16 protein-coding genes and 1 pseudogene are annotated in these 20,473 nt (G+C 70.5%); 3 read left to right on the forward strand and 14 right to left on the reverse strand.

Features of this window, described 5'->3' with window-relative positions:
- Nucleotides 1-7 precede the first annotated feature (7 nt).
- The 7 genes from ABEB17_RS00955 to ABEB17_RS00985 form a co-directional block, all read right to left on the reverse strand.
- Nucleotides 8-4,123, reverse strand: a complete 4,116-nt coding sequence (locus ABEB17_RS00955) for a S8 family serine peptidase (RefSeq protein ID WP_345715758.1) — start codon at nucleotides 4,121-4,123, stop codon at nucleotides 8-10.
- A gap of 245 nt (nucleotides 4,124-4,368) precedes the next feature.
- Nucleotides 4,369-4,467 (reverse strand): 3-isopropylmalate dehydrogenase, encoded by a 99-nt coding sequence (locus tag ABEB17_RS00960; RefSeq protein ID WP_345714678.1) that lies wholly within the window; start codon nucleotides 4,465-4,467, stop codon nucleotides 4,369-4,371.
- Nucleotides 4,468-4,702: 235 nt separating this feature from the next.
- On the reverse strand, nucleotides 4,703-5,731 hold the full coding sequence (gene ilvC / locus ABEB17_RS00965) for a ketol-acid reductoisomerase (RefSeq protein WP_345714679.1): 1,029 nt from the start codon (nucleotides 5,729-5,731) through the stop codon (nucleotides 4,703-4,705).
- A 76-nt stretch (nucleotides 5,732-5,807) separates the two neighbouring features.
- Nucleotides 5,808-6,320 carry an acetolactate synthase small subunit gene (gene ilvN / locus ABEB17_RS00970; protein WP_345714680.1) on the reverse strand — a complete coding sequence of 171 codons (513 nt, stop codon included), beginning with the start codon at nucleotides 6,318-6,320 and terminating at the stop codon, nucleotides 5,808-5,810.
- 1 nt (nucleotide 6,321) lies between these two features.
- On the reverse strand, nucleotides 6,322-8,082 hold the full coding sequence (locus ABEB17_RS00975) for an acetolactate synthase large subunit (RefSeq protein WP_378227118.1): 1,761 nt from the start codon (nucleotides 8,080-8,082) through the stop codon (nucleotides 6,322-6,324).
- 398 nt (nucleotides 8,083-8,480) lie between these two features.
- On the reverse strand, nucleotides 8,481-10,175 hold the full coding sequence (gene ilvD / locus ABEB17_RS00980) for a dihydroxy-acid dehydratase (protein WP_345714682.1): 1,695 nt from the start codon (nucleotides 10,173-10,175) through the stop codon (nucleotides 8,481-8,483).
- Between the two features lie 23 nt (nucleotides 10,176-10,198).
- Entirely contained in the window at nucleotides 10,199-11,056 is an 858-nt protein-coding gene (locus ABEB17_RS00985) for a MarR family winged helix-turn-helix transcriptional regulator (RefSeq protein ID WP_345714683.1), read from the reverse strand.
- 182 nt (nucleotides 11,057-11,238) lie between these two features.
- Between ABEB17_RS00985 and ABEB17_RS00990 the strand changes: the two genes are divergently transcribed.
- From ABEB17_RS00990 to ABEB17_RS01000, 3 genes are all read left to right on the forward strand, one after another.
- Complete coding sequence (locus tag ABEB17_RS00990) at nucleotides 11,239-13,386, forward strand: MMPL family transporter (RefSeq protein WP_345714684.1); 2,148 nt, start codon at nucleotides 11,239-11,241, stop codon at nucleotides 13,384-13,386.
- A 190-nt stretch (nucleotides 13,387-13,576) separates the two neighbouring features.
- Entirely contained in the window at nucleotides 13,577-14,203 is a 627-nt protein-coding gene (locus ABEB17_RS00995) for a dihydrofolate reductase family protein (RefSeq protein ID WP_345714685.1), read from the forward strand.
- A gap of 248 nt (nucleotides 14,204-14,451) precedes the next feature.
- A complete protein-coding gene (locus tag ABEB17_RS01000; RefSeq protein ID WP_345715759.1) occupies nucleotides 14,452-15,267 on the forward strand; it encodes a PIG-L family deacetylase in 816 nt (271 codons plus the stop codon).
- 48 nt (nucleotides 15,268-15,315) lie between these two features.
- On the opposite strand, the gene ABEB17_RS01005 is transcribed toward ABEB17_RS01000, so the two are convergent.
- From ABEB17_RS01005 to ABEB17_RS01035, 7 genes and pseudogenes are all read right to left on the reverse strand, one after another.
- Nucleotides 15,316-15,684: a YciI family protein gene (locus tag ABEB17_RS01005; RefSeq protein WP_345714686.1), complete on the reverse strand. Its 369-nt coding sequence runs from the start codon at nucleotides 15,682-15,684 to the stop codon at nucleotides 15,316-15,318.
- A gap of 105 nt (nucleotides 15,685-15,789) precedes the next feature.
- Nucleotides 15,790-16,667, reverse strand: a pseudogene (locus tag ABEB17_RS01010) (RNA polymerase sigma-70 factor).
- On the reverse strand, nucleotides 16,664-17,254 hold the full coding sequence (locus ABEB17_RS01015; RefSeq protein ID WP_345715760.1) for a carboxymuconolactone decarboxylase family protein: 591 nt from the start codon (nucleotides 17,252-17,254) through the stop codon (nucleotides 16,664-16,666). Before ABEB17_RS01015 ends, ABEB17_RS01010 begins: the two are co-directional and overlap by 4 nt.
- 135 nt (nucleotides 17,255-17,389) lie before the next feature.
- Nucleotides 17,390-18,034 (reverse strand): dihydrofolate reductase family protein, encoded by a 645-nt coding sequence (locus tag ABEB17_RS01020; protein ID WP_345714687.1) that lies wholly within the window; start codon nucleotides 18,032-18,034, stop codon nucleotides 17,390-17,392.
- 69 nt (nucleotides 18,035-18,103) lie between these two features.
- Entirely contained in the window at nucleotides 18,104-18,574 is a 471-nt protein-coding gene (locus ABEB17_RS01025) for a methyltransferase family protein (protein WP_345714688.1), read from the reverse strand.
- 42 nt (nucleotides 18,575-18,616) lie between these two features.
- Complete coding sequence (locus ABEB17_RS01030; protein WP_345714689.1) at nucleotides 18,617-19,723, reverse strand: sensor histidine kinase; 1,107 nt, start codon at nucleotides 19,721-19,723, stop codon at nucleotides 18,617-18,619.
- On the reverse strand, nucleotides 19,716-20,411 hold the full coding sequence (locus tag ABEB17_RS01035; protein WP_345714690.1) for a response regulator transcription factor: 696 nt from the start codon (nucleotides 20,409-20,411) through the stop codon (nucleotides 19,716-19,718). The genes ABEB17_RS01030 and ABEB17_RS01035 overlap by 8 nt, the downstream gene beginning before the upstream one ends.
- Between the last annotated feature and the right edge of the window lie 62 nt (nucleotides 20,412-20,473).

Consider the following 20,473-nt stretch of genomic DNA (forward strand, 5'->3'; position numbering starts at 1 on the left):
GAGCGGGTCAGCGCACGCGGACCGACACCGCCGAGGACGTCGACGGGTTGTACTTGCTCGAGCCGTTGTAGGTGGCCTTGAGCGAGTGCGTGCCCTTCGCCAGCACCGGTGCCTTCAGCACCGCCTTGCCCTTGCTGATGGTCGCCGAGCCGATCACCTTGCTGCCGTCCCGGAAGGTGACCGTGCCGGTCGCGGTCGTGGTGACCGTGGCCGTCAGCGTCGGGCGGTAGCCGTGGCTGAAGTCCCGGTCGTTGACCGCCAGCTTCGTCGCGCTGGCGACGCCCTTGACCGTGACCTTCACCACCGCCGAGGTGCTCGCGACGTTCTGCGTGTCCCCGCCGTAGGTGGCCACCAGGGAGTGCGTGCCCCGGCCGAGCACCGGCACCTGGAACGTCGCCTTGCCGGCCGCCAGCGTGCGGGTGCCGAGCACCTTGCTGCCGTCCTTGAAGGTCACCGTGCCGGTCGGGGTGCCCGCAGCTGCCCGCGGCGTCACCGTCGCGGTCAGCGTCGGACGAGCGCCGTACGTGAACGACGTCGCCGAGCTCGTCAGCCTCGTCGTCGTCCCGGTGCGGACGGAGACCACCTGCGCCCGAGCGCCGTCGGCGTTCAGGTGGTGCAGGAGCAGCAGGCCGAGCGGCTTGTCCGTGGCTGCCGTGGTGGCGTCCCGACGGACGTCGAACCACTCGTCCTCGTTGTCGGTGTTCAGCGTCGAGAACCCGCTGTCACCCGAGGCGCTCAGCCCCGGCGAGAGCACGGAGAGCGTCATCCAGTCCGTGCCGTCCGTCAGCGACGTACCCGCACTGAACGAGACGACCGCGTACCGGATCGGCTCGTTGCGGCTGATCAGACCGGCGTCCTTCAGCGCGTGCAGCGCCACCGGCATGATCATCGAGTCCGAGTTGAACAGCCCCGTCTCCAGCGAGCCGTCCACCCCGTTGACCAGCTGCTGGTCGATGACGTCGCCCGTGTGCAGGTCGATCGTCGTCGTCACGAAGTAGTCGAAGTCGTCCGTCGCCGTCGTGAGCCGGCTGTTGTACGTGACGGCGTCCTCGACGCCGTCCCCGTCACCGTCGATGTAGACCTGGAACTCGATCTGACCCGCAGCGGTGCGCCACGGTCCCCAGCTGCTGACGGCGAAGTTCACCATCGCCGGCGGCACGAGGCAGTCGGGGTTGGGGCTCTCCGTCTGGCAGCTGGCCGAGTCCGCGTACGCCTTGTACGGGTCGAGCCCGGAGTCGATGTACACCGGTGCGTCGGACGCCGAGCCGACGTACCGCAGGTCGGCCCCTCGCTCGTCGGGGTACGACACGCAGTCGTCAGCGGGAGTGCCGTTGCAGTCGGCGAGCTTCGGGCTCGACGTCTGCAGCTGGAACGCGCTGGCCGTGGAGATGTAGGCCCCCGCGTCGCGGCCCTGGAACAGGGACCGACCCAGCAGACCGGCCTCACCGGTCTGCACGGTGCCGGTGCCGTTCAGCGTGACCGACGACTGCGCCGCCATGGCCGAGGCCGGCCGCGGAGCGGACCAGACCGGCACCCGGAGCGTCCCCGCCGGCGTAGCGCCGGTCGCGGTGAGCACCAGGCGACCGCTGGCGTCCGTCCGGTACGAGCGCTGCAGGCCCGTGCCGAGCGGGTCGCCGTCCGTCGTGGGGTCCTGCGTGTGACGCAGCTGGGCCGCGTCGATGAGCAGGGTGACCGTGACGTCCGTCGACGAACCCGCCGGGACGCTGACCGAGCTCGGCGACACCGAGTAGGTCACGCCGGACGCCGCCACCGCTGCCTTGTAGGCCAGCGAGTAGGTCGCCGTCGCACCGCCGGTGTTCTGGATGGTCACCGTCTTGGTGCGGGTGGTCGTGCCCACGGCCGCGATCGGCCCGAAGGACACGCTGACCGCGCCCGGGTCGCCCTTGACGTAGGCCAGGGTCGTCGTGGCCACGGCCTTGTCGACCTTGACCCGGCCCGCACCCACCCGCTCCGGCCCGTACACGTCACCGGTGTGACCGGCGCCGGTGTAGACGTCCTGGGTGGCCGTGTTCATGATCGCGGCCTTGACCTGCTCGACGGACCAGGTCGGGTGCGCCTGGCGGACCAGCGCAGCCTCACCGGTGACGTGCGGCGACGCCATCGAGGTGCCGCTCTCGGCGACGCCCTCGCTGCCCGTGCCGACGGCGGCCGAGAAGGTGGTGACCCCGGGCGCCGCGACGTCCGGCTTCACGTTGCCGGCCATGCCGATACCCCGCGAGGAGAACGAGGCGATCTGGTCCACCGCACCGGGCGTGATGATCTGCACGCTGTTGCGCAGCGCGTTGGTCATGGTGGCCTTGACCGTGGTGCCCAGGTCGAGCGCCTTGACCAGCGCGTCAGTGGCCTGCTTGACCGTGATCATCGCCGGGATCGTGGCGTCACCGGTGACGCCGGCCGAGAAGGAGTTCTGGTCGTTGCCGAAGATGGCGGCGGCCGCACCACCGTTCCGGGCGTTCTGCGAACGCCCCACGGACCCACAGCGACGGTCGGTGCCATCGGTCCAGAACTGCAGCACGATCTTGCCCGCGATGGCCGTCTGCTCCGACGGCGTGTAAGCGGTGCAGCCGTCGGTGTTGTTGGTCGGGGACGGGGCCTTGGTCCAGTCGCCGACCTTGACGACCTGGGTGTCGGTGACCCCGGGCTTGGTCGCCCAGTCGTAGGCGACCGACTTCAGCGCCGCGAAGACGTTGTCCTGGTCGCCGTCCACGGTGCTCGCCGGCTCGATGCCCGCGGGCTCGTCGATCTTGAGGCCGTCCACGACGTCGTTGCCGTCGTCGGAGGCGGCTACGGCGAGAACCTTGGTGGCGTTGCCCGGCGAGCCGCCGACCTCGTACACGTCGCCGCTGTTGCCGATCGAGGCGACGACCATGGTGCCGATGTCGACCAAGTTGTTCGAGGCGACCGCGTCCGGGTCCTGGGGCGAGCCGTAGCTCGAGCCCAGGGACATGTTGACCACGTCGAGGTGGTCGGCGAAGTTGCCGTCACCGTTCGGGTCCGCCGCCCAGTCCAGCGCGGGGGTGACCAGGTTGGTCGAGCCCTCGCAGCCGAACACGCGCAGCGCGTACAGGTCGGCCTGCGGCGCGACGCCCGGGCCGATGCTGAAGGTGCTGGCCGGGACGGACGCGTTGTAGGAGCCCGCGTACGTCGCGCCCGCGGTGGTCACGCCGAACCCGGCCGCGGTGCCGGCCACGTGCGAGCCGTGGCCGTTGCAGTCCAGCGGGTTGGAGTCGGGGACCGGGACGTCGTGGCCAGGGTTGGCGGTGTTGCCCGGGTCGTAGTCGTCGCCGGCGAAGTCGTACCCGCCCTTGACCTTCGGCGTCCCCGTCCAGCCGGCCTGGGAGCCGTTCTGGGCGGCGTGGTAGTCGGCAACGTCGCCGGACCCGCCGAAGTCCTTGTGGGTGTAGTCGATGCCGGTGTCGATGATGCCGACCTTGACGCCCTGGCCGGTCTGCGACGTCGCCGTCCAGGCGGCGGGAGCGCCGATCAGCGGCACGGACGACGAGTTGGAGATCGTCTTCAGGGTCATCTGGTGGATGGCCTTGACGCCCGGGATCTCGGACAGCGCCTGCAGCCGGGAGGCGTCGGTGACGACGGCGACCCCGGAGTAGGCGTTCTGCACGCGGTAGATGGCCCGCGCCTTGGTGGCCGGACGGCTGATCTGGGTCAGCACCGTGCTCTGCGCCCGGCGGACCGTCGCGGCCTGGGAGCGCCCGGCGTCACGAGCGGCGCTCGCGCCCCGCGACCGGTTCAGCGCGTAGCTCTTGACGGCCGGGGTGGCGTCCAGCTCCAGCATCACGGTGACGGTGCCCTTGGCATCCGCCAGATCACCGTCGACCCGGCTCTTGCCCCGGTCGAGGGCGAACGGCTTGGCCGACGTCGCGTCCTTGCTGGACGGCGCGGACTTGACCTGCTTGAGCCGCTTGGCCAGCTGGGCCCGGGTCAGCGCCTTGCCGTGCTGAGCGGACAGGGCGGTCGTGGACGGGGTGGACGTCGCGGCCATGGCGGGCGCGGCGCCGAGAGCGGCTGCGGCGAGCGCCAGGACGGCACTCCCCGCGACCACAGGAAAGAGGCCGCGAACGCGTCGCGGCCCCTGGGCGTGCATCGTCACCGATGTCTCCTCTTGTGCGGTTCATCCACCGTCGACGCCAGATCGTGTCCGCGCCTGGAGGAGACCCACGTCCCCCACCCGGTCTGTCCGCGCAGCAGGAAACCTAGGGCCTCAACCCGCCCGTGGGGAAAGGAATCACCCAAATGCTGCACAGATTGTGATCGACCGGCCCTGGAGACGACTTGAGGGCCACCCGGAACCCCGGATGACCCTCAGGTCGATCTGTCCTGCCCGCGTGCTCAGTCGTCGCTGTGACCCTGGTCACGCAGGTCCATCGACTCCTGCAGCGCCCGGCGGGCGTACTCCTCGGCCTCGCTCATGATGCTTCCTTCACTCACGTCTGGGGGCGCGGCTACCGCGTCCGGAAGGCGCTGGCCAGAGGAGACGGGGTCACCGTCGAGTCCTGGCCTGCACCACGCGGTGGTGAAGGATGGTCCACCGCGATCGGTTCGAGTCCCTGCGGACGCCGGGTGAGACCGGCTTCGAGATCCTCGGACGTCCTCGTAGATTACTCGGACGTCCATCTAATCGACCACGTCTTCCCACACCTTGAGACGTTCGTCCCAGGATGTGTCAGCGAGCGGCCGTGCCCTCGGTGTAGTCGTCGTCGCTGGACTTGACCCAGGCCATCAGCCCGCGCAGCTCTCGCCCGGTCGCCTCGATGGGGTGCTGCTCGCCCTGGGCGCGCAGCGCGGCGAACTCGGGCGCGCCGGCGTCCTGGTCGGCGATGAACCGGGCGGCGAACGTGCCGTCGGTGATGTCGGAGAGCACCTCGACCATGCGCTGCTTGACCGAGTCGTCGATGACCCGCGGGCCCGAGACGTAGTCGCCGTACTCGGCGGTGTCCGAGACGCTCCAGCGCTGCTTGGCGATCCCGCCCTCGTACATCAGGTCGACGATCAGCTTGAGCTCGTGCAGGCACTCGAAGTACGCGACCTCGGGCTGGTAGCCGGCCTCGGTGAGCACCTCGAAGCCCTGCTGCACCAGCCGCGAGACGCCGCCGCACAGCACGGCCTGCTCGCCGAACAGGTCGGTCTCGGTCTCCTCGGTGAAGGTCGTCTTGATGCCGCCGGCGCGCAGGCCGCCGAGCGCCTTCGCGTAGGCGAGGGTGAGCGGCCAGGCTCCCCCGCTGGCGTCGTGCTCGACGGCGACCAGCACCGGGACTCCTCGACCGTCGGTGTACTCGCGGCGCACCAGGTGGCCGGGGCCCTTCGGCGCGACCATGACGACGTCGACCCCCAGCGGGGCCTTGATGTAGCCGAACCGGATGTTGAAGCCGTGTCCGAACAGCAGCGCGTCGCCGTCCTGCAGGTGCGGCTCGATCGACTCGGTGTAGACGTGCCGCTGCACGTGGTCCGGGGTGAGCACGACGATCACCGACGCCTCGCTGGCGGCGGTGGCCGGGTCGACCACCCGCAGTCCCTCGGCCTCGGCCTTGGCCCGGCTGCGGCTGCCCTCGGGCAGACCCACCCGGACGTCGATCCCGCTGTCGCGCAGGTTGAGCGCGTGGGCATGGCCCTGGCTGCCGTAGCCGATGACCGCGACCTTGCGGTCGGACAGGGCAGACAGGTCGGCGTCGGCGTCGTAGTACATGTCGGCCACGGTGGGCGCTCCTTATGAGATGGCGATCAGTTGCAGGACAACGGGTTCGGGTGGACGTTTGGGTGGTTGGCGAGGGTCAGGCGGTGCGCAGCGCCCGGTCGCTCATGCTGCGCGGTCCGCGTCCGACGGCGACCATGCCGGACTGCACGAGCTCGCGGATGCCGAAGGGTTCCAGCACCCGCAGCAGCGCGGCGAGCTTCTCGGCGTTGCCGGTGGCCTCGATGGTCACGGCGTCGGTGGACACGTCGACGACCTTGGCGCGGAACAGCTGCACCGTCTCCAGCACGTGCGAGCGGGTCTGCATGTCGGCCCGCACCTTCACCAGCAGCAGCTCGCGCTGGACCGATGCCGGGCCTTCGAGCTCGACGACCTTGATGACCTCGACGAGCTTGTTGAGCTGCTTGGTCACCTGCTCCAGCGGGAGCTCCTCGACGTCGACCACCACGGTCATCCGGGAGATGTCCGGGTGCTCGGTGGGACCGACCGCGAGCGAGTCGATGTTGAACCCGCGCCGCGAGAAGAGTCCCGCGATCCGGGCCAGGACGCCGGGGCGGTCCTCGACCAGCACCGACAGCGTGTGCTTCGACATCTCAGTCCTCCCGGTCCCAGACGGGGCTCATGCCCCGGGCGTGCTGGATCAGGTCGTTGCTGACCCCGGCGGGCACCATCGGCCACACCATCGCGTCCCGGTGCACCACGAAGTCGACGACGACGGGACGGTCGTTGATGGCCATGGCCTCCTCGATCGTGGCGTCGACGTCCTCGGGGCGCTCGCACCGCAGGCCGGCGCAGCCGTAGGCGTCGGCCATCTTGACGAAGTCCGGGATCCGCCGCGCGGACCCGGTGTGCAGGTCCGTGTTGCTGTAGCGCCCCTCGTAGAACAGGGTCTGCCACTGCCGCACCATGCCCAGGCTCGAGTTGTTGATCACCGCCACCTTGATCGGGATCTCGTTGATCGTGCAGGTGGCGAGCTCCTGGTTGGTCATCTGGAAGCAGCCGTCGCCGTCGATGGCCCAGACCGTGCGCTCCGGCCGACCCGCCTTGGCGCCCATGGCGGCGGGGACGGCGAACCCCATGGTGCCCAGGCCACCGGAGTTGATCCAGGTGCCCGGCTGCTCGTAGGAGATGAACTGCGCGGCCCACATCTGGTGCTGGCCGACACCGGCCGTGAAGATCGTGTCCGGCCCGCTGATCGCTCCGATGCGGCTGATCACGTGCTGCGGAGCGAGCGTGCCGTCGTCCGGCTCGGCGTAGCCCAGCGGGTACGTCTCGCGCCACCCGTCGACCTCGCGCCACCAGGCGGCGTAGTCGCCGGTGCGACCCTCGGCGCGCTCGGTCGCCAGGACGGCCACGAGCTCGCGGATGACCTCGCGCGCATCGCCCACGATCGGGACGTCCGCCAGTCGGTTCTTCCCGATCTCGGCCGGGTCGATGTCGGCGTGGATCACCTTGGCGTGCGGCGCGAACGTGGACAGCTGACCGGTCACCCGGTCGTCGAACCGGGCGCCCAAGCTGATGATCAGGTCGCTGCGCTGCAGCGCGGTCACCGCGGCGACGGTGCCGTGCATCCCGGGCATCCCCAGGTTGGCGGGGTGGCTGTCGGGCAACGCACCGCGGGCCATCAGCGTGGTGACGACCGGGATGTTCGTGTCGTCGACCAGCCTGCGCAGCTCGGGACTGGCCCCGGACCGGACGACGCCACCGCCGACGTACAGCACCGGCCGGCTCGCCTCGGTGATGAGCCGGGCGGCCTCGCGCACCTGCTTGCCGTGCGGTCGGGTCACCGGTCGGTACCCGGGCAGGTCGACCCGGTCCGGCCAGCTGAAGTGCGTCATCGCCTGCAGGGCGTCCTTGCTGATGTCGACCAGCACCGGTCCGGGACGTCCTGTGCCGGCGATGTGGAACGCCTCGGCGATGGCCTGCGGGATCTGGTCCGGGTCCGTCACGAGGTAGTTGTGCTTGGTGATCGGCATCGTGATGCCGCGGATGTCGGCCTCCTGGAAGGCATCCGTGCCGATCGCCGCGGAGGCGACCTGGCCGGTGATCGCGACCATCGGCACCGAGTCCATGTAGGCGTCGGCGATCGGGGTGACGAGGTTCGTGGCGCCCGGGCCGGACGTCGCCATGCAGACGCCGACCTTGCCGGTGGCGGCGGCGTACCCCTGGGCGGCGTGCCCGGCGCCCTGCTCGTGGCGGACCAGGATGTGCCGGACCGACGCCGAGTCCAGCAGAGGGTCGTAGGCCGGCAGGATCGCCCCGCCCGGGATGCCGAAGACGATCTCGACCCCGGCCTTCTCGAGCGAGCGCACCAGGCTCTGCGCGCCGGTCATGGGCTGACGCCCCCGGGACAGCGTTCCCGCGACGTCCGCGGGGCTGGCGGACCGCCCGGTGTCACCCGGGGCGGTATCACCGCTTGCGTTCACGACCTCACCTAGTTCCGTTCGAAGGGACGAAAAAACCCCCCGGCCCGAATGGGCACACCGAGGGGTTGCGCGCAGTCCGCTGGGCTCTTGAGGCCCTCAGACGGCGCGCCGCCTGAGTACGAGCGACGACAGCATGCGTCCACCCTCGTCCGCACCTGCCGCCACGTCAACCGAGCCACCTCTTCGTCTCGCTATATGGACCAGCATCCCACCCACCGAACACCCCCGCTTCCGCCACCCAGCCCGCTTTCCGCCGTCCACACCGCATTTCCGGCCGGAAAACCGGCTTGGGTGGCGGAAACCGGGTTGGGTGGCGGAAGCGGGGGTCAGTCGCAGACGGCGCCGCGGGCCGCCGAGCCGACCAGCTTCGAGTACTTCGCCAGGACGCCGCGCTGGTGCTTGGGCGCCGGCGCGGACCAGCCCGTACGACGCTCCCCCATCTCGGCGTCGTCCACCAGCAGGTCCAGCGTGCCGGCGCTGACGTCCAGGCGGATCCGGTCGCCGTCCCGGACGAACGCGATCGGTCCGCCGTCCACCGCCTCGGGTGCCACGTGCCCGACGCACAGCCCGGTCGTGCCGCCGCTGAACCGGCCGTCGGTGAGCAGCAGCACGTCCTTGCCCAGACCGGCGCCCTTGATCGCCCCGGTCACCGCGAGCATCTCGCGCATCCCCGGGCCGCCCTTCGGGCCCTCGTACCGGATGACGCACACGTCGCCTGCGGTGAGCGTGCCGTCGGACACGGCGTCCATCGCGGCCCGCTCGCCGTCGAAGACCCGCGCCGTGCCCTCGAAGACGTCCTCGTCGAAACCGGCCGACTTCACCACGGCGCCCTCGGGAGCCAGCGAACCCGCCAGGATCGTGATTCCGCCGGTGCGGTGGATCGGCTCGGACATCGCCCGTAGCACCTTGCCGTCGACGTCCGGCGGCGCGATCTCGGCGAGGTTCTCGGCCATGGTGCGGCCGGTGACCGTCAGCACGTCCCCGTGCAGCAGGCCGGCGTCGAGCAGCGCCCGCATCACGACGGGCACGCCGCCGACGTGGTCGACGTCCTTCATCACGTACTGCCCGAACGGCTTCACGTTCGCCAGGTGCGGCACGCGGGCACCGATCCGGCGGAAGTCGTCCAGGGACAGGTCGACGTGCGCCTCGTGCGCGATCGCCAGCAGGTGCAGCACCGCGTTGGTCGAGCCACCGAAGGCCATCACCACCGCGATCGCGTTCTCGAAGGCCTCCTTGGTCATGATCTGGCGGGCCGTGATGCCCTGCCGCAGCATCTCGACCGCGGCCACGCCGGAGCGCCGCGCGTACCCGTCGCGCCGACGGTCGACGGCCGGCGGCGCGGCGCTGCCCGGCAGCGACATGCCGAGCGCCTCGGCCGCACTCGCCATGGTGTTCGCGGTGTACATGCCACCGCAGGCCCCTTCGCCGGGGCAGATCGCACGCTCGATGGCGTCGACGTCGGAACGCGGGATCAGCCCGCGAGCGCACGCTCCCACGGCCTCGAACGCGTCGATGATCGTGACCTCGCGCTCGCTGCCGTCGGACAGCTTCGCGATCCCCGGCAGGATCGACCCGGCGTAGAGGAACACGCTCGACAGGTCCAGCCGGGCCGCGGCCATCAGCATGCCCGGCAACGACTTGTCGCAGCCGGCCAGCAGGACCGAGCCGTCCAGCCGCTCCGCCTGCATCACCGTCTCGACGCTGTCCGCGATCACCTCGCGGGACACCAGCGAGTAGTGCATGCCCTCGTGGCCCATGGAGATGCCGTCGGACACCGAGATCGTGCCGAACTCCAACGGGTAGCCGCCGGCCGCGTGCACGCCCTCCTTCACCGCCACCGCCAGCCGCTGCAGCGACAGGTTGCACGGGGTGATCTCGTTCCAGCTGCTGGCGACGCCGATCTGCGGCTTGGCGAAGTCGTCGTCGCCCATGCCGACCGCGCGCAGCATGCCGCGGGCGGCGGCCTTCTCCAGGCCGTCGGTGACGTCGCGACTGCGGGGCTTGATGTCCGGGGTGGTCATGAGCCGGAGTCTAGGACTCGCCGTCAACCGTTGACGATGCGGGCGAGGAGGCCGCGCAGGTCGTCGTTCGCCTCCACCCCCAGTCGCTGCACGATGTCGGCCTGCATCGCGTCGGCCTGGGCCTGCGCACCGTCCAGCAGCTCGCGACCTTCGGCGGTCAGCCGGACGTCACTGATCCGGCGGTCGTCCGCGTTGCGCTCCCGGGTCAGCAGGCCGCGCGTCTCCAGCGCCTCCAGGGCGGGCAGGACGGCCGGGTCGCTGACGCCGAGAACGGCCGCCAGGTGGCTCTGTGAACACGGCTCGTCGCGTCCGACGACCGACAGCAGACCGAAGTTGCGTGGGTGCAGGTCGAACTGGCGCAGCGCCGCCTGGGCTCGCTCACGGCTGCGCCGGTGCGCGTGCCGCACCAGGTAGCCGACGCGCTCCGCCAAGGCGGTGACCTGCAGGGCGGGGTCGTCGCCCAGCAGCACGCTCAGGTGCCGGCGAAGCCGGGCCACCTCGTCCTCGCTCAGGTCGGCGGTCAGCCGGCGCTCGCTGCGGTCCAGGTCGCGGGTGGCGCGGCGCAGCGCCGCCCGGCCCGCCCCGGTCAGCCGCAACGCGTAGGACCGGCGGTCCTCGACCTTGCGCTCGCGCACCACCCAGCCGCGAGCGCCGAGCGAGTCGACCAGGCCGACCATCACGGTCGGCGAGATGTGGGTCAGCTCGGCGACCTCCCGCTGGGAGAGCGCCCCGTGCTCGTCGAGGATGAACAGCACGGCGACCTCCCGCATCCGGGCGTCGTCCCCCAGACAGCTCGCCTCGACGCCGACCGTGGCGACGTAGGCCCGGCGCAGCAGGAAGCCGGTGTACGTGCGCAGGTCGCGTCGCTGCGGCCCAGCCACGGCACCTCCTCGGGACGCGCGTCGTCGATCCGTCGTGGATCCCAGGGTTGACCCTGAGGCGGCTCAGGGGTTCACCTGATTAATGGTTAACCTAGTTGACGATCCACTCTCTGCATCCTACGTTGCACTCATCGCCCAGGCCGGCTCCCGGCCGAGGCACGTCACGTCGCTGGGGGACCACCGTGGAGCGTCTAGCCCGCCTCGTCATCAGGCATCGTCGCATCGTCTTCGGGCTGTGGCTCGTGCTCTTCCTGGCCGGCGGTTTCGCCGCAGGCAAGGTGCCGGACCGCCTCGGCATCGACTTCTCCCTGCCCGGGCAGCCGGGCGACACTGCCGAGAAGCACCTGGTCGAGGCCTACGGCACCAGCTCGTACGACACGTTCATCGCGGTCGTGACCGTGCCCGAGGGGCAGACCGTCGAGGCGAACAAGGACCAGATCGCCAAGATCTTCACCGACGCCGGAGCGGTCTTCCCCAAGGTCCGGCTGGTCGACCTGGCCAGCACGGGAGACCCGGCGTTCGTCTCGGACGACCACCGCACGACGTTCGCGCTGATGCAGGGTCCGCAGCCGACGTCCTTCGCACCCGGTCCGGAGGCCAACCTTCGACCCGCCCTGGAGCAGGCGGCGAAGGCGAGCGGGTTCACGACGGGGGTGACGTCGTACGGGCTGCTGTCGGCGGGCAACAGCAGCAACGAGGGGCCGAGCGTCCTGGCCGAGACGATGTTCGGTGCGCTGGGCGCGCTGGTCGTGCTGATCTTCGTCTTCGCGTCCTTCCTGGCCCTCCTGCCGTTGGTGATCGCCGCCGTCTCGATCCTGACGACGTTCCTGCTCGTGCTGGGACTGACGACGTTCAGCGACGTCAGCTTCGTGGTGCAGTTCCTCATCGCGCTGATCGGCCTGGGCGTCGCGATCGACTACTCGCTGCTGGTGGTGTCGCGCTGGCGGGAGGAACGTGCGCACGGTCACGACAACGAGACGGCGGTCATCATCGCCATGAAGACGGCCGGGCACGCGGTCCTCGCCTCCGGCGTGACCGTGGCGATCAGCCTGGTCGCGCTGGTCGTCGTGCCGGTGCCGTTCCTGCGCAGCATGGGCGTCGGCGGCATGCTCATCCCGCTGGTCAGCGTGGCCGTCGTGCTGACGCTCCTGCCGGCGATGCTGACCACCATCGGGCCGCGGGTGGACTGGCCGCGCATCCGCCACGAGGGCACCGCGAGCAAGGCCTGGACCGCCTGGGCCAAGCTCATCGTGCGCCGTCGCTGGATCGCCGCCGGGGTCGCCACGCTCATCCTGGGCCTGCTGATCGCCCCGGTCTTCTCGCTGAAGATCGGCCAGGCCGGGATCGAGTCGCTGGCCAGCAACGGCCCGGCGTACGACACCTTGGCGACGCTGCGGGCCGGCGGGATCGAGTCCGGCGTGACCACGCCCATCGTGGTGCTGGTGCCACCGGACCAGGCGCAGGCGGCCGCCGATGCGGCCGCCAAGGTGGACGGTGTGCAGTTCGCCGTCGTCGGTGGGGACGCACCGACGCTGGGGGTCGTCGACGTCATCCCGACGAAGGAGACCGTCGACAGCTCGAGCAACAAGGTGGTCGACGAGGTCCGCAGCGCGGTCGAGGGTGTGGTCGACGGCGACGTGGGGATCACGGGAGCCGGGGCCACGGTCGGCGACTACTTCAGTGCCGTCTACGACAAGTTCCCCTACGTCATGGCGCTGATCGCGCTGATCACGTTCGTGCTGCTGATGCGCACGTTCCGCTCGGTGCTGCTGCCGATCAAGGCCGTCCTGCTGAACCTGCTGTCGCTGGCTGCCGTGTTCGGTGCCATCACCTGGTTCTGGCAGATGGGCCACGGTTCGCAGGCCGTCTTCAACATCTCTGCCACCGGCGCCCTGACGTTCTGGCTCCCGGTGATCATCTTCGCGTTCCTGTTCGGGCTGTCGATGGACTACGAGGTGTTCATCCTGGCCCGGATGCGCGAGGAGTACGACGCCTGCGGGAACACGAACGAAGCGGTCGTCGTCGGGCTGGCCCGGACCGGTCGCCTGGTGACGTCGGCCGCGCTGATCCTGTTCTTCGCCTTCGCCGCGCTCGCGTCGTCGCCCGGCACCGACATCAAGGTGATGGGCACGGCGCTGGGTGTCGGCATCCTGATCGACGCCACGATCGTCCGGGCCCTGCTGGTGCCGGCGCTGGTGAGTCTCTTCGGCGCGTACAACTGGTGGCTACCCGCCGGCCTGGCGAAGATCCTGCGGGTCGAGCCGTCGCCGTTGCGGCCGGAGCGGGCCGTCGCCGAGCCCGACGAGGAGCCCGCCCCCGTCTCGGTGTGAGGGACGTCGTCCACGAGACGTGGCAACCTCGCATCGCCCGTGATGCGAGGTTGCCACGATCGGGTCAGGTGCGGGGCTGGTGGCTCGCGCGGCGACGGTCCTGTCGGATCCGATGCGACCCGTTCGTCGTACAGGTGAGCGGCGGCCGCGGTCGGTCGCCGTACCGAAGGTCCCCTCGTAAGGAACGCCGATGTCCAAGGTCGTCGCCATCATGTCCATGTCCCTCGACGGGTACGTCGCCGACCCCGACGACGGGGTGGCCGAGGTGTTCGACTGGTACGTCAGCTCGGGTGACGTCGAGATCCGCACCGGCGGGTCGGACCCGATGACGTTCACCATGTCCGAGCCCAGCGCCGAGCACTTCGACGCCCTCACCTCCCGGCTCGGCGCGGTGCTCACCGGTCGGCGCACCTTCGACGTCGCGCAGGGCTGGGGCGGAAACCACGCGTGGGGCCCGGCCTTCGTGCTGACCCACCATGTGCCCACCGGATGGCCGCGCCCCGACTCGACGGTCAGCTTCGTGACCGACGGCATCGAGAGCGCGGTGGCGCAGGCCAAGGCCGCTGCCGCCGGGAGGTCCGTCGGGGTCCACGGCGCCGACACCATCCAGCAGTGCCTGAACGCCGGACTCCTCGACGAGCTCAACATCGACCTGACGGCCGTGCTCCTCGGTGCCGGAGTGCGCCTCTTCGACCACCTCGCCGGCACGCCAGCCGTCCTGGGCACGCCGACCGTGATCCAGGGCGTCGGCGTGACGCACCTGCGCTACCCGGTTCGCGGGAGCGCGGGCCGGCCCGTCACCGACGGGTCGCAGTAGGTTCGAGGGGCTGGTCGCGATGAACCCGCTCACGCTCGACGAACATCCGATGCATGCTGGGCGTGCCCACGTGCTCGCGTTCGGAGCCCTGGTCCTGCTCTGCGTGATGACGGTGCTCCTCAGTCGCTGACCGGCCCCGTCGTCCGTGCGCTGCGACCTTGTGGCAGTGTCGTCCCCGTCCCGACGTTCCAGCGAGAGGGTCATCGAGCGTGTCGACTTCCGTGCACGAGCCACGCCAGCTGACCCTGATGGCGGTCCACGCCCACCCCGATGACGAGGCGACCGGGACCGGCGGTGTGCTGGCTCGGTACGCCAGCGAAGGCATCCGGACCGTGTTGGTGACCTGTACGGACGGCCGTTGCGGGGACGGCCCCGGCGGCGTCAAGCCGGGCGAGCCCGGGCACGAGCCGGCCGCCGTCGCGGACGCCCGTCGCCTCGAGCTCGAGGAGAGCTGCCGGTTGCTGCAGGTCAGCGATCTCGAGCTCCTGGACTACGCCGACTCAGGAATGGTCGGCTGGTCCACCAACGACGCGCCGGGATCGTTCTGGACCACTCCCGTGGCCGAGGCGGCCGCCCGGCTCAGCGGCCTCATGCTGCACTACCGGCCCGACGTGGTGGTCACCTACGACGAGAACGGCTTCTACGGTCACCCCGACCACATCCAGGCCCATCGGGTGACGATGGCTGCGGTGGCCGAGAGTGGTATCCGGGCCAAGGTGTACTGGACGACGGCACCGCGCTCGGGTCTGGAGGAGATGTTCCGGATCTTCCGAGAGTTCGAGCCGGAGCTCGCCGAGGCTGCGGCGGAGGGGCAGGGGGACGAGCTGCCCGACGACTTCGGCTTGCCGGACGACCAGATCTCGACGTGGGTCGACACCGCTCCGTTCGCTCGCCAGAAGTACGAGGCGCTGGCCGCCCACGCCAGCCAGACGGAGAACATCGCCTTCCTGCGGATGGGCCTGGAGCGCTTCTCGCAGCTGATGAGTACCGAGACGTTCGTGCGCGTGCAGGACCACACCGACAGCCCACTCCCGGAGGACGACCTCTTCGCCGGACTGCGCTGAGCCTGGGAGACCGCGCGGACGTGACCGTCGACCGCCGACCGCTCTCGGTCAGGTCTGCGTCTCGGCCTGGGGCTGCGGCTTGAACCGACGAATCTCGTGGGGCCACCCACAAGCCTGCGCGATCTTGCCACCCCACATCGTGGCCGCCTCGTCGTCCGCGACGTCGACCACGGCGAAGCCGCCCAGGAACTCCTTGGTCTCGACGTACGGGCCGTCGGTGACCACCAAGCTGCCGCTGGTGCTGTCGGCGGTGTAGACCGGACCGTCCTCCTCCTCCAGCCCCCCGGCGAAGACGTACACGCCGGCCGCCTTCATCTCGGCGATCACCGCCTTCGCGAGCGGTCCGCGCCCTCGGAACCACTCCTCGGTGTGCTCGCCAACCCACTGCTGGTTGAAGTACAAGAGGTACTCCGGCATGACCGCTCCTCCTCGTTGGGCGGACCCTGTGGTCCGCGTTCACCTACCCCACGAACGGCGAGGGGCGGATCCGACACGATCCTGCCGCAGATGTTCCACCAGTCGTCACCGACGCAGCTCGGCCACCTCACCCAGGCGCTCGAGCTTGTGCGGATTGCGCATCGCGTAGATCTGGGTGATCCGGCCGCCCTCGATGACGAAGGACACAGCCGTGTCGTTCTCACCGCCGGGGTCGATGCGCGCCGCGATGCTGCCGTTGAGATCGACGAGGAAGGCTCGGGCACCGGGCGCGGCCTCCGCGAAGCCGGCCATCACCGGCGCGAGCCTCGCGGCCCCTCGGACCGGCTTCGGGATCGTGGGGGCCAGCCCGCCGCCGTCGCCCACGACGAGGACGTCGGGAGCCATCACGGCGAGCAGACCCGGCACGTCACCGCTGGTCAGCGCGGCGAGGAACCGCGCGACGACCTGTTCCTGCTCACTGCGGCTCACCGACATACGAGGCCGACGCGCGGCGACGTGCTTGCGCGCCCGCGTCGCGATCTGGCGCACCGCCGCTGGCGTCTTGTCCAGCGCCTCGGCGATCTCGCCGTACGGCACGTCGAACACCTCGCGGAGCACGAAGACCGCGCGCTCGGTCGGGACCAGCGTCTCGAGCACGGCCAGCATGGCAATCGACACGCTCTCGGCGAGCTCGACGTCCTCGGCGACGTCCGGGCTGGTCATCACCGGCTCGGGCAACCACTCGCCACGTACTCCTCGCGCTGCCGCGCGAGGGTGCGAAACCGGTTGAGGCACAGGCGGGTCACGATCCGCACGAGGTACGCCCGGGGGTCCCGCACCTCGCCGCGCTCCGCGTCGGCCAGGGCCGCCCACCGCAGCCACGTCTCCTGCACCACGTCCTCGGCGTCGGCGGCCGAGCCGAGCATCTCGTAGGCGACGGTGAACAGCAGGCTCCGGTGGGCGACGAAGGGGTCCTCGCTCATGACGCGGACGCTACTCCCGGCCGCTCGGCCAGCGGCTTCAGGCCGCACGCGGCAGCGAACCCGTCCGACTCGATGCCGAGCGCCACGTTGCCCCGCGTGGTCAGGTTCGCGAACGCGATCACCGAGGTGAGCTCGACCACTCCGGCCGGCCCCAGCTGGGCGAGCAGGCGGGCCACCTGCTCGTCGGTCACGGTCGGCGGGGTCTGGGTCATCGCCTCCGCGTACTCCAGGACGTCACGCTCCACGGACGTGAACACGTCCACCTCCCGCCACCGTGGGACCTCACGTGCCTTGTCCACGTCGAGCCCCTTGTTCCGGGCCTCGAAGTAGTTGAAGTCCAGGCACCACGTGCAGCCGACCAGGGACGCGACCGCCATGTGGGCCAAGGACTTCAGGCCCTCGTCGCAGGCGTCCCACTTCTGCAGCCTGCCACCGAGCGCGGAGGTGGCGAAGAGCACCTGGGGGTTGTGCCAGTAGACGCCTAGCGACGTCGGCACCTGGCCCAGCTTCTTCTGGATCATGCGCTTGATCAGCGCGCCCTTGACACCGGTGATCTCGGCTGGGGGGATGCGGGTCGTGTGGTCCATGTCTGCTCCCGGGTCGCTGGCTGTGCCGGCCGGGTTGGTCGACACAGCCATGAAGACACCGCCCGGGTCGCCGATGTGACATCAGCGCTGGAGCGCACCGGTCCGGGTGCCGTCCCAGCCACCGGGTGACTGGGGTCAGTCACGCCAGAACAGGTGGTGGACGACGCCGCTGGAGCTGGGTACGACGTCGCAGTGGTAGCGGTCGAGGAGCTCGTCGGGAGACACCCACAGCCGGGAGCCGGCGCCGAGCTCCAGCGGGGCGACCGCCACGTGGAGGGTGTCGATGAGCCCTGCGTCCAAGAACTGTCGCACCGTGTTGGCGCCGCCGCCGAGCCGGACGTCCTTCCCGTCGGCGGCGTCGAGGGCGAGCCGCAGCACGGACGCGGGGTCGCCGCTCACGAAGTGGAAGGTCGTGTCGGACAACGTCAGGGACGGCCGCACGTGGTGGGTCATGACGAACACCGGGGTGTGGAACGGCGGTTCGTCGCCCCACCAGCCCTGCCACCCGTCGTCCACCCACGGGCCGCGCTGGGGGCCGAACTTGTTGCGTCCCATGATCTCGGCGCCGATGTTGCGGTGGAAGTCCCGGACCAGGTAGTCGTCCAGCCCGCGGCTGCCGCCGGCGTCGGTCCGGTTGGGCCAGCTCGCGGTGGCCCCGGCCCAGCTGGAGAGGGCAGCCGGGTCGGCATGGCCGAACGGACGTTCGAGGCTCTGGCCCTCACCGGCGGCGAACCCGTCGCTGGACACCATGAAGTTGTGTACCCGCACCATCTGCGTCACTGCTGCTCCTCGAGTCGTGGTCGTGGTCGTCGTGGTGGTCGTGTTCGTCGTGGTCGTCGGGGCGTGCGCTCACAGCCAGCGCCGCACCCGCCGGGCGTACTCGTCGTACGGTGTCCCGAACCGCTGGTGCAGGAACCGCTCCTCGGGGCGGATCGCACCCCAGCGGACCAGGAGGACGGCCACCGGGAACAGCACGATGCCCCACAGGGTGGGTGCCAGCAGGGCCAGACCCAGGTAGAGCGCGAGCAGACCGACGTACAACGGGTTGCGCGAGAGGCGGTACGGCCCCTCCTCGATCATGGCGTGCGTCGCCTGCCCTGGTAGCAGCCCCGTCTCGTGTCGACGGAACAACCAGAGCGCCCAGCCGTTCCACCCGGCGAACAGCAGCACGAGCGCCCAGCCGAGCGGGACCCGCCACCCACCGAGGTCAACCGGATCACCCCAGGCCAGGGTGGCCAGTCCGCCGGCGAGCAGGGGTGCCCCGATCGCGACCGGCGGCCAGAGCCGGAACGCGACGGCCTCTCCGGACTCGTGTCCCATGCCCTCAGTGTTCCGGACGGCGGCGCTCGGCAGCGCGTTTCATCACGCCCGAGTGTGGGGCGTCGGCACGCCCGGCTGTCTCGGCAGCTCGACGGTGACACGCATGCCCCCGGCGGAGCGCGGGGTCAGGGTGAGTGCTCCGTCGTGGGCGTGCACGATGGTCTTGACGATCGCCAGACCGAGACCGACGCCGGCGTGATCGGTGTGGATGCGTTCGGTGCCCCGCTGAAAGGGTTCGGTGAGGGTCGAAGCCAGGCCGGGCGGGAGCCTCTCGCCGGTGTTCTCCACGACGAGCACCACCGTGCGCGGGTGGACGCTCGTGCCCACCCACACGGCACCGCGCTCAGCCAGGTTGTGCACGATCGCGTTGTGCACGAGGTTCGAGACCATCTGCAGCAGCAGCGCCGGTGAGCCCGCGGTGGGGGCCACGTCACCGGACGTCTCGATGGTGACGTCGTGCTTCTCGGCGAAGGGCAGCAGCGTCTCGGTGGCCTCTTCAGCCAGCAGGGAGAGGTCGGCGTGCTCTGGGGTGAAGGCTCGCTGGTCGGCTCGGCTGAGCAGGAGCAGGGCCTGGGTGAGGTCGATCGCTCGGGTGTTGACGGCGTGCAGGCGGTCAAGCAGCTCCGCGGTGTCGCGGTCGGGGTCCTTGCTCGCCACCTCGAGGAGGGTCTGCGTGATCGTCAACGGGGTGCGGAGCTCGTGGGACGCGTTCGCGGCGAAGCGCTGCTGCTCGGCGACCTGCACCTCGAGCCGCGCGAGCATCGCGTCGAAGGCGTCGGCGAGCTCGTGGAACTCGTCGTTGCGGCCTTCGAGCCGGATCCGGTGCGACAGCGATCCGGTGGCGGCGATGCGGGTGGCATCGGTGATGCGGGTCAAGGGCGCCAGCATCCGCCCGGCGAGCAGCCATCCCCCGAGGAGACCGAACACGAGCAGGAACGCCAGCGCCTGGGCCGCCCTCGGCGCGAAGGCCTCCTGGAGGTCGGACCGGCTGGGGCTGAAGGGACCCGGCCCGAAGGCCGCCCGACTGGGCACGTACCGCAGGAGGAACACCCACACGGTGGCGAGCAGCAAGGTGCCCGCGATCATCAGGAACGCGGCATAGCTGAGCGTCAGCTTGAGGCGGACGCTCAGTCCGGGCGCCCTAGCCATCCCCGGTCCCCGCGGCCTCGGCGCCTGGTTGCGGGTCGATGCGGTAGCCGACGCCGGGCACGGTGCTGATGATCGCGGGCTCGCCGAGCCGCTTGCGCAGTGCCGAGACGGTGATGCGCACAGCGTTCGTAAAGGGGTCGGCGTTCTCGTCCCAGGCGCGTTCCAGAAGGGCCTCGGCACTGACCACACCGCCCTCCGCGGCGACGAGGACCTCGAGTACGGCGAACTGCTTGCGGGTGAGGGCGACGTAGCGGCCGTCGCGGAAGACCTCGCGGCGGAACGGGTCCACCCGCAGACCGGCGATCTCCCGCACCGGCGGCCGGTTGTGCGCGCGCCTGCGGTCCAGCGCCCTGAGCCGGAGCACGAGCTCCTGGAGCGCGAACGGTTTGGTGAGGTAGTCGTCGGCGCCGAGCTCGAACCCCGAGGCCTTGTCGTCCAGTCGGTCGGCCGCGGTGAGCATGAGAATCGGCATGCCGCTGCCGGACGCGATGATGCGCTTGGCGACCTCGTCGCCGGAGGGCCCGGGGACATCCCGGTCCAGGACGGCGATGTCGTACGCGTTGACCCCCAACAGCTCGAGCGCGGTGGCTCCGTCACCGGCGATGTCTGCGGCGATCGCCTCCAGCCGCAACCCATCGCGGACAGCCCCCGCCAGCAGCGGCTCGTCCTCGAGGATCAGTACACGCATGTCCCGATCCTAGGGAGCCAGTCCATATCGTCGGCGTATCGAAAACGCCATACGTGCTGGCA

Source organism: Angustibacter luteus, from assembly GCF_039541115.1.
Classification (GTDB): Bacteria; Actinomycetota; Actinomycetes; order Actinomycetales; family Angustibacteraceae; genus Angustibacter; species Angustibacter luteus.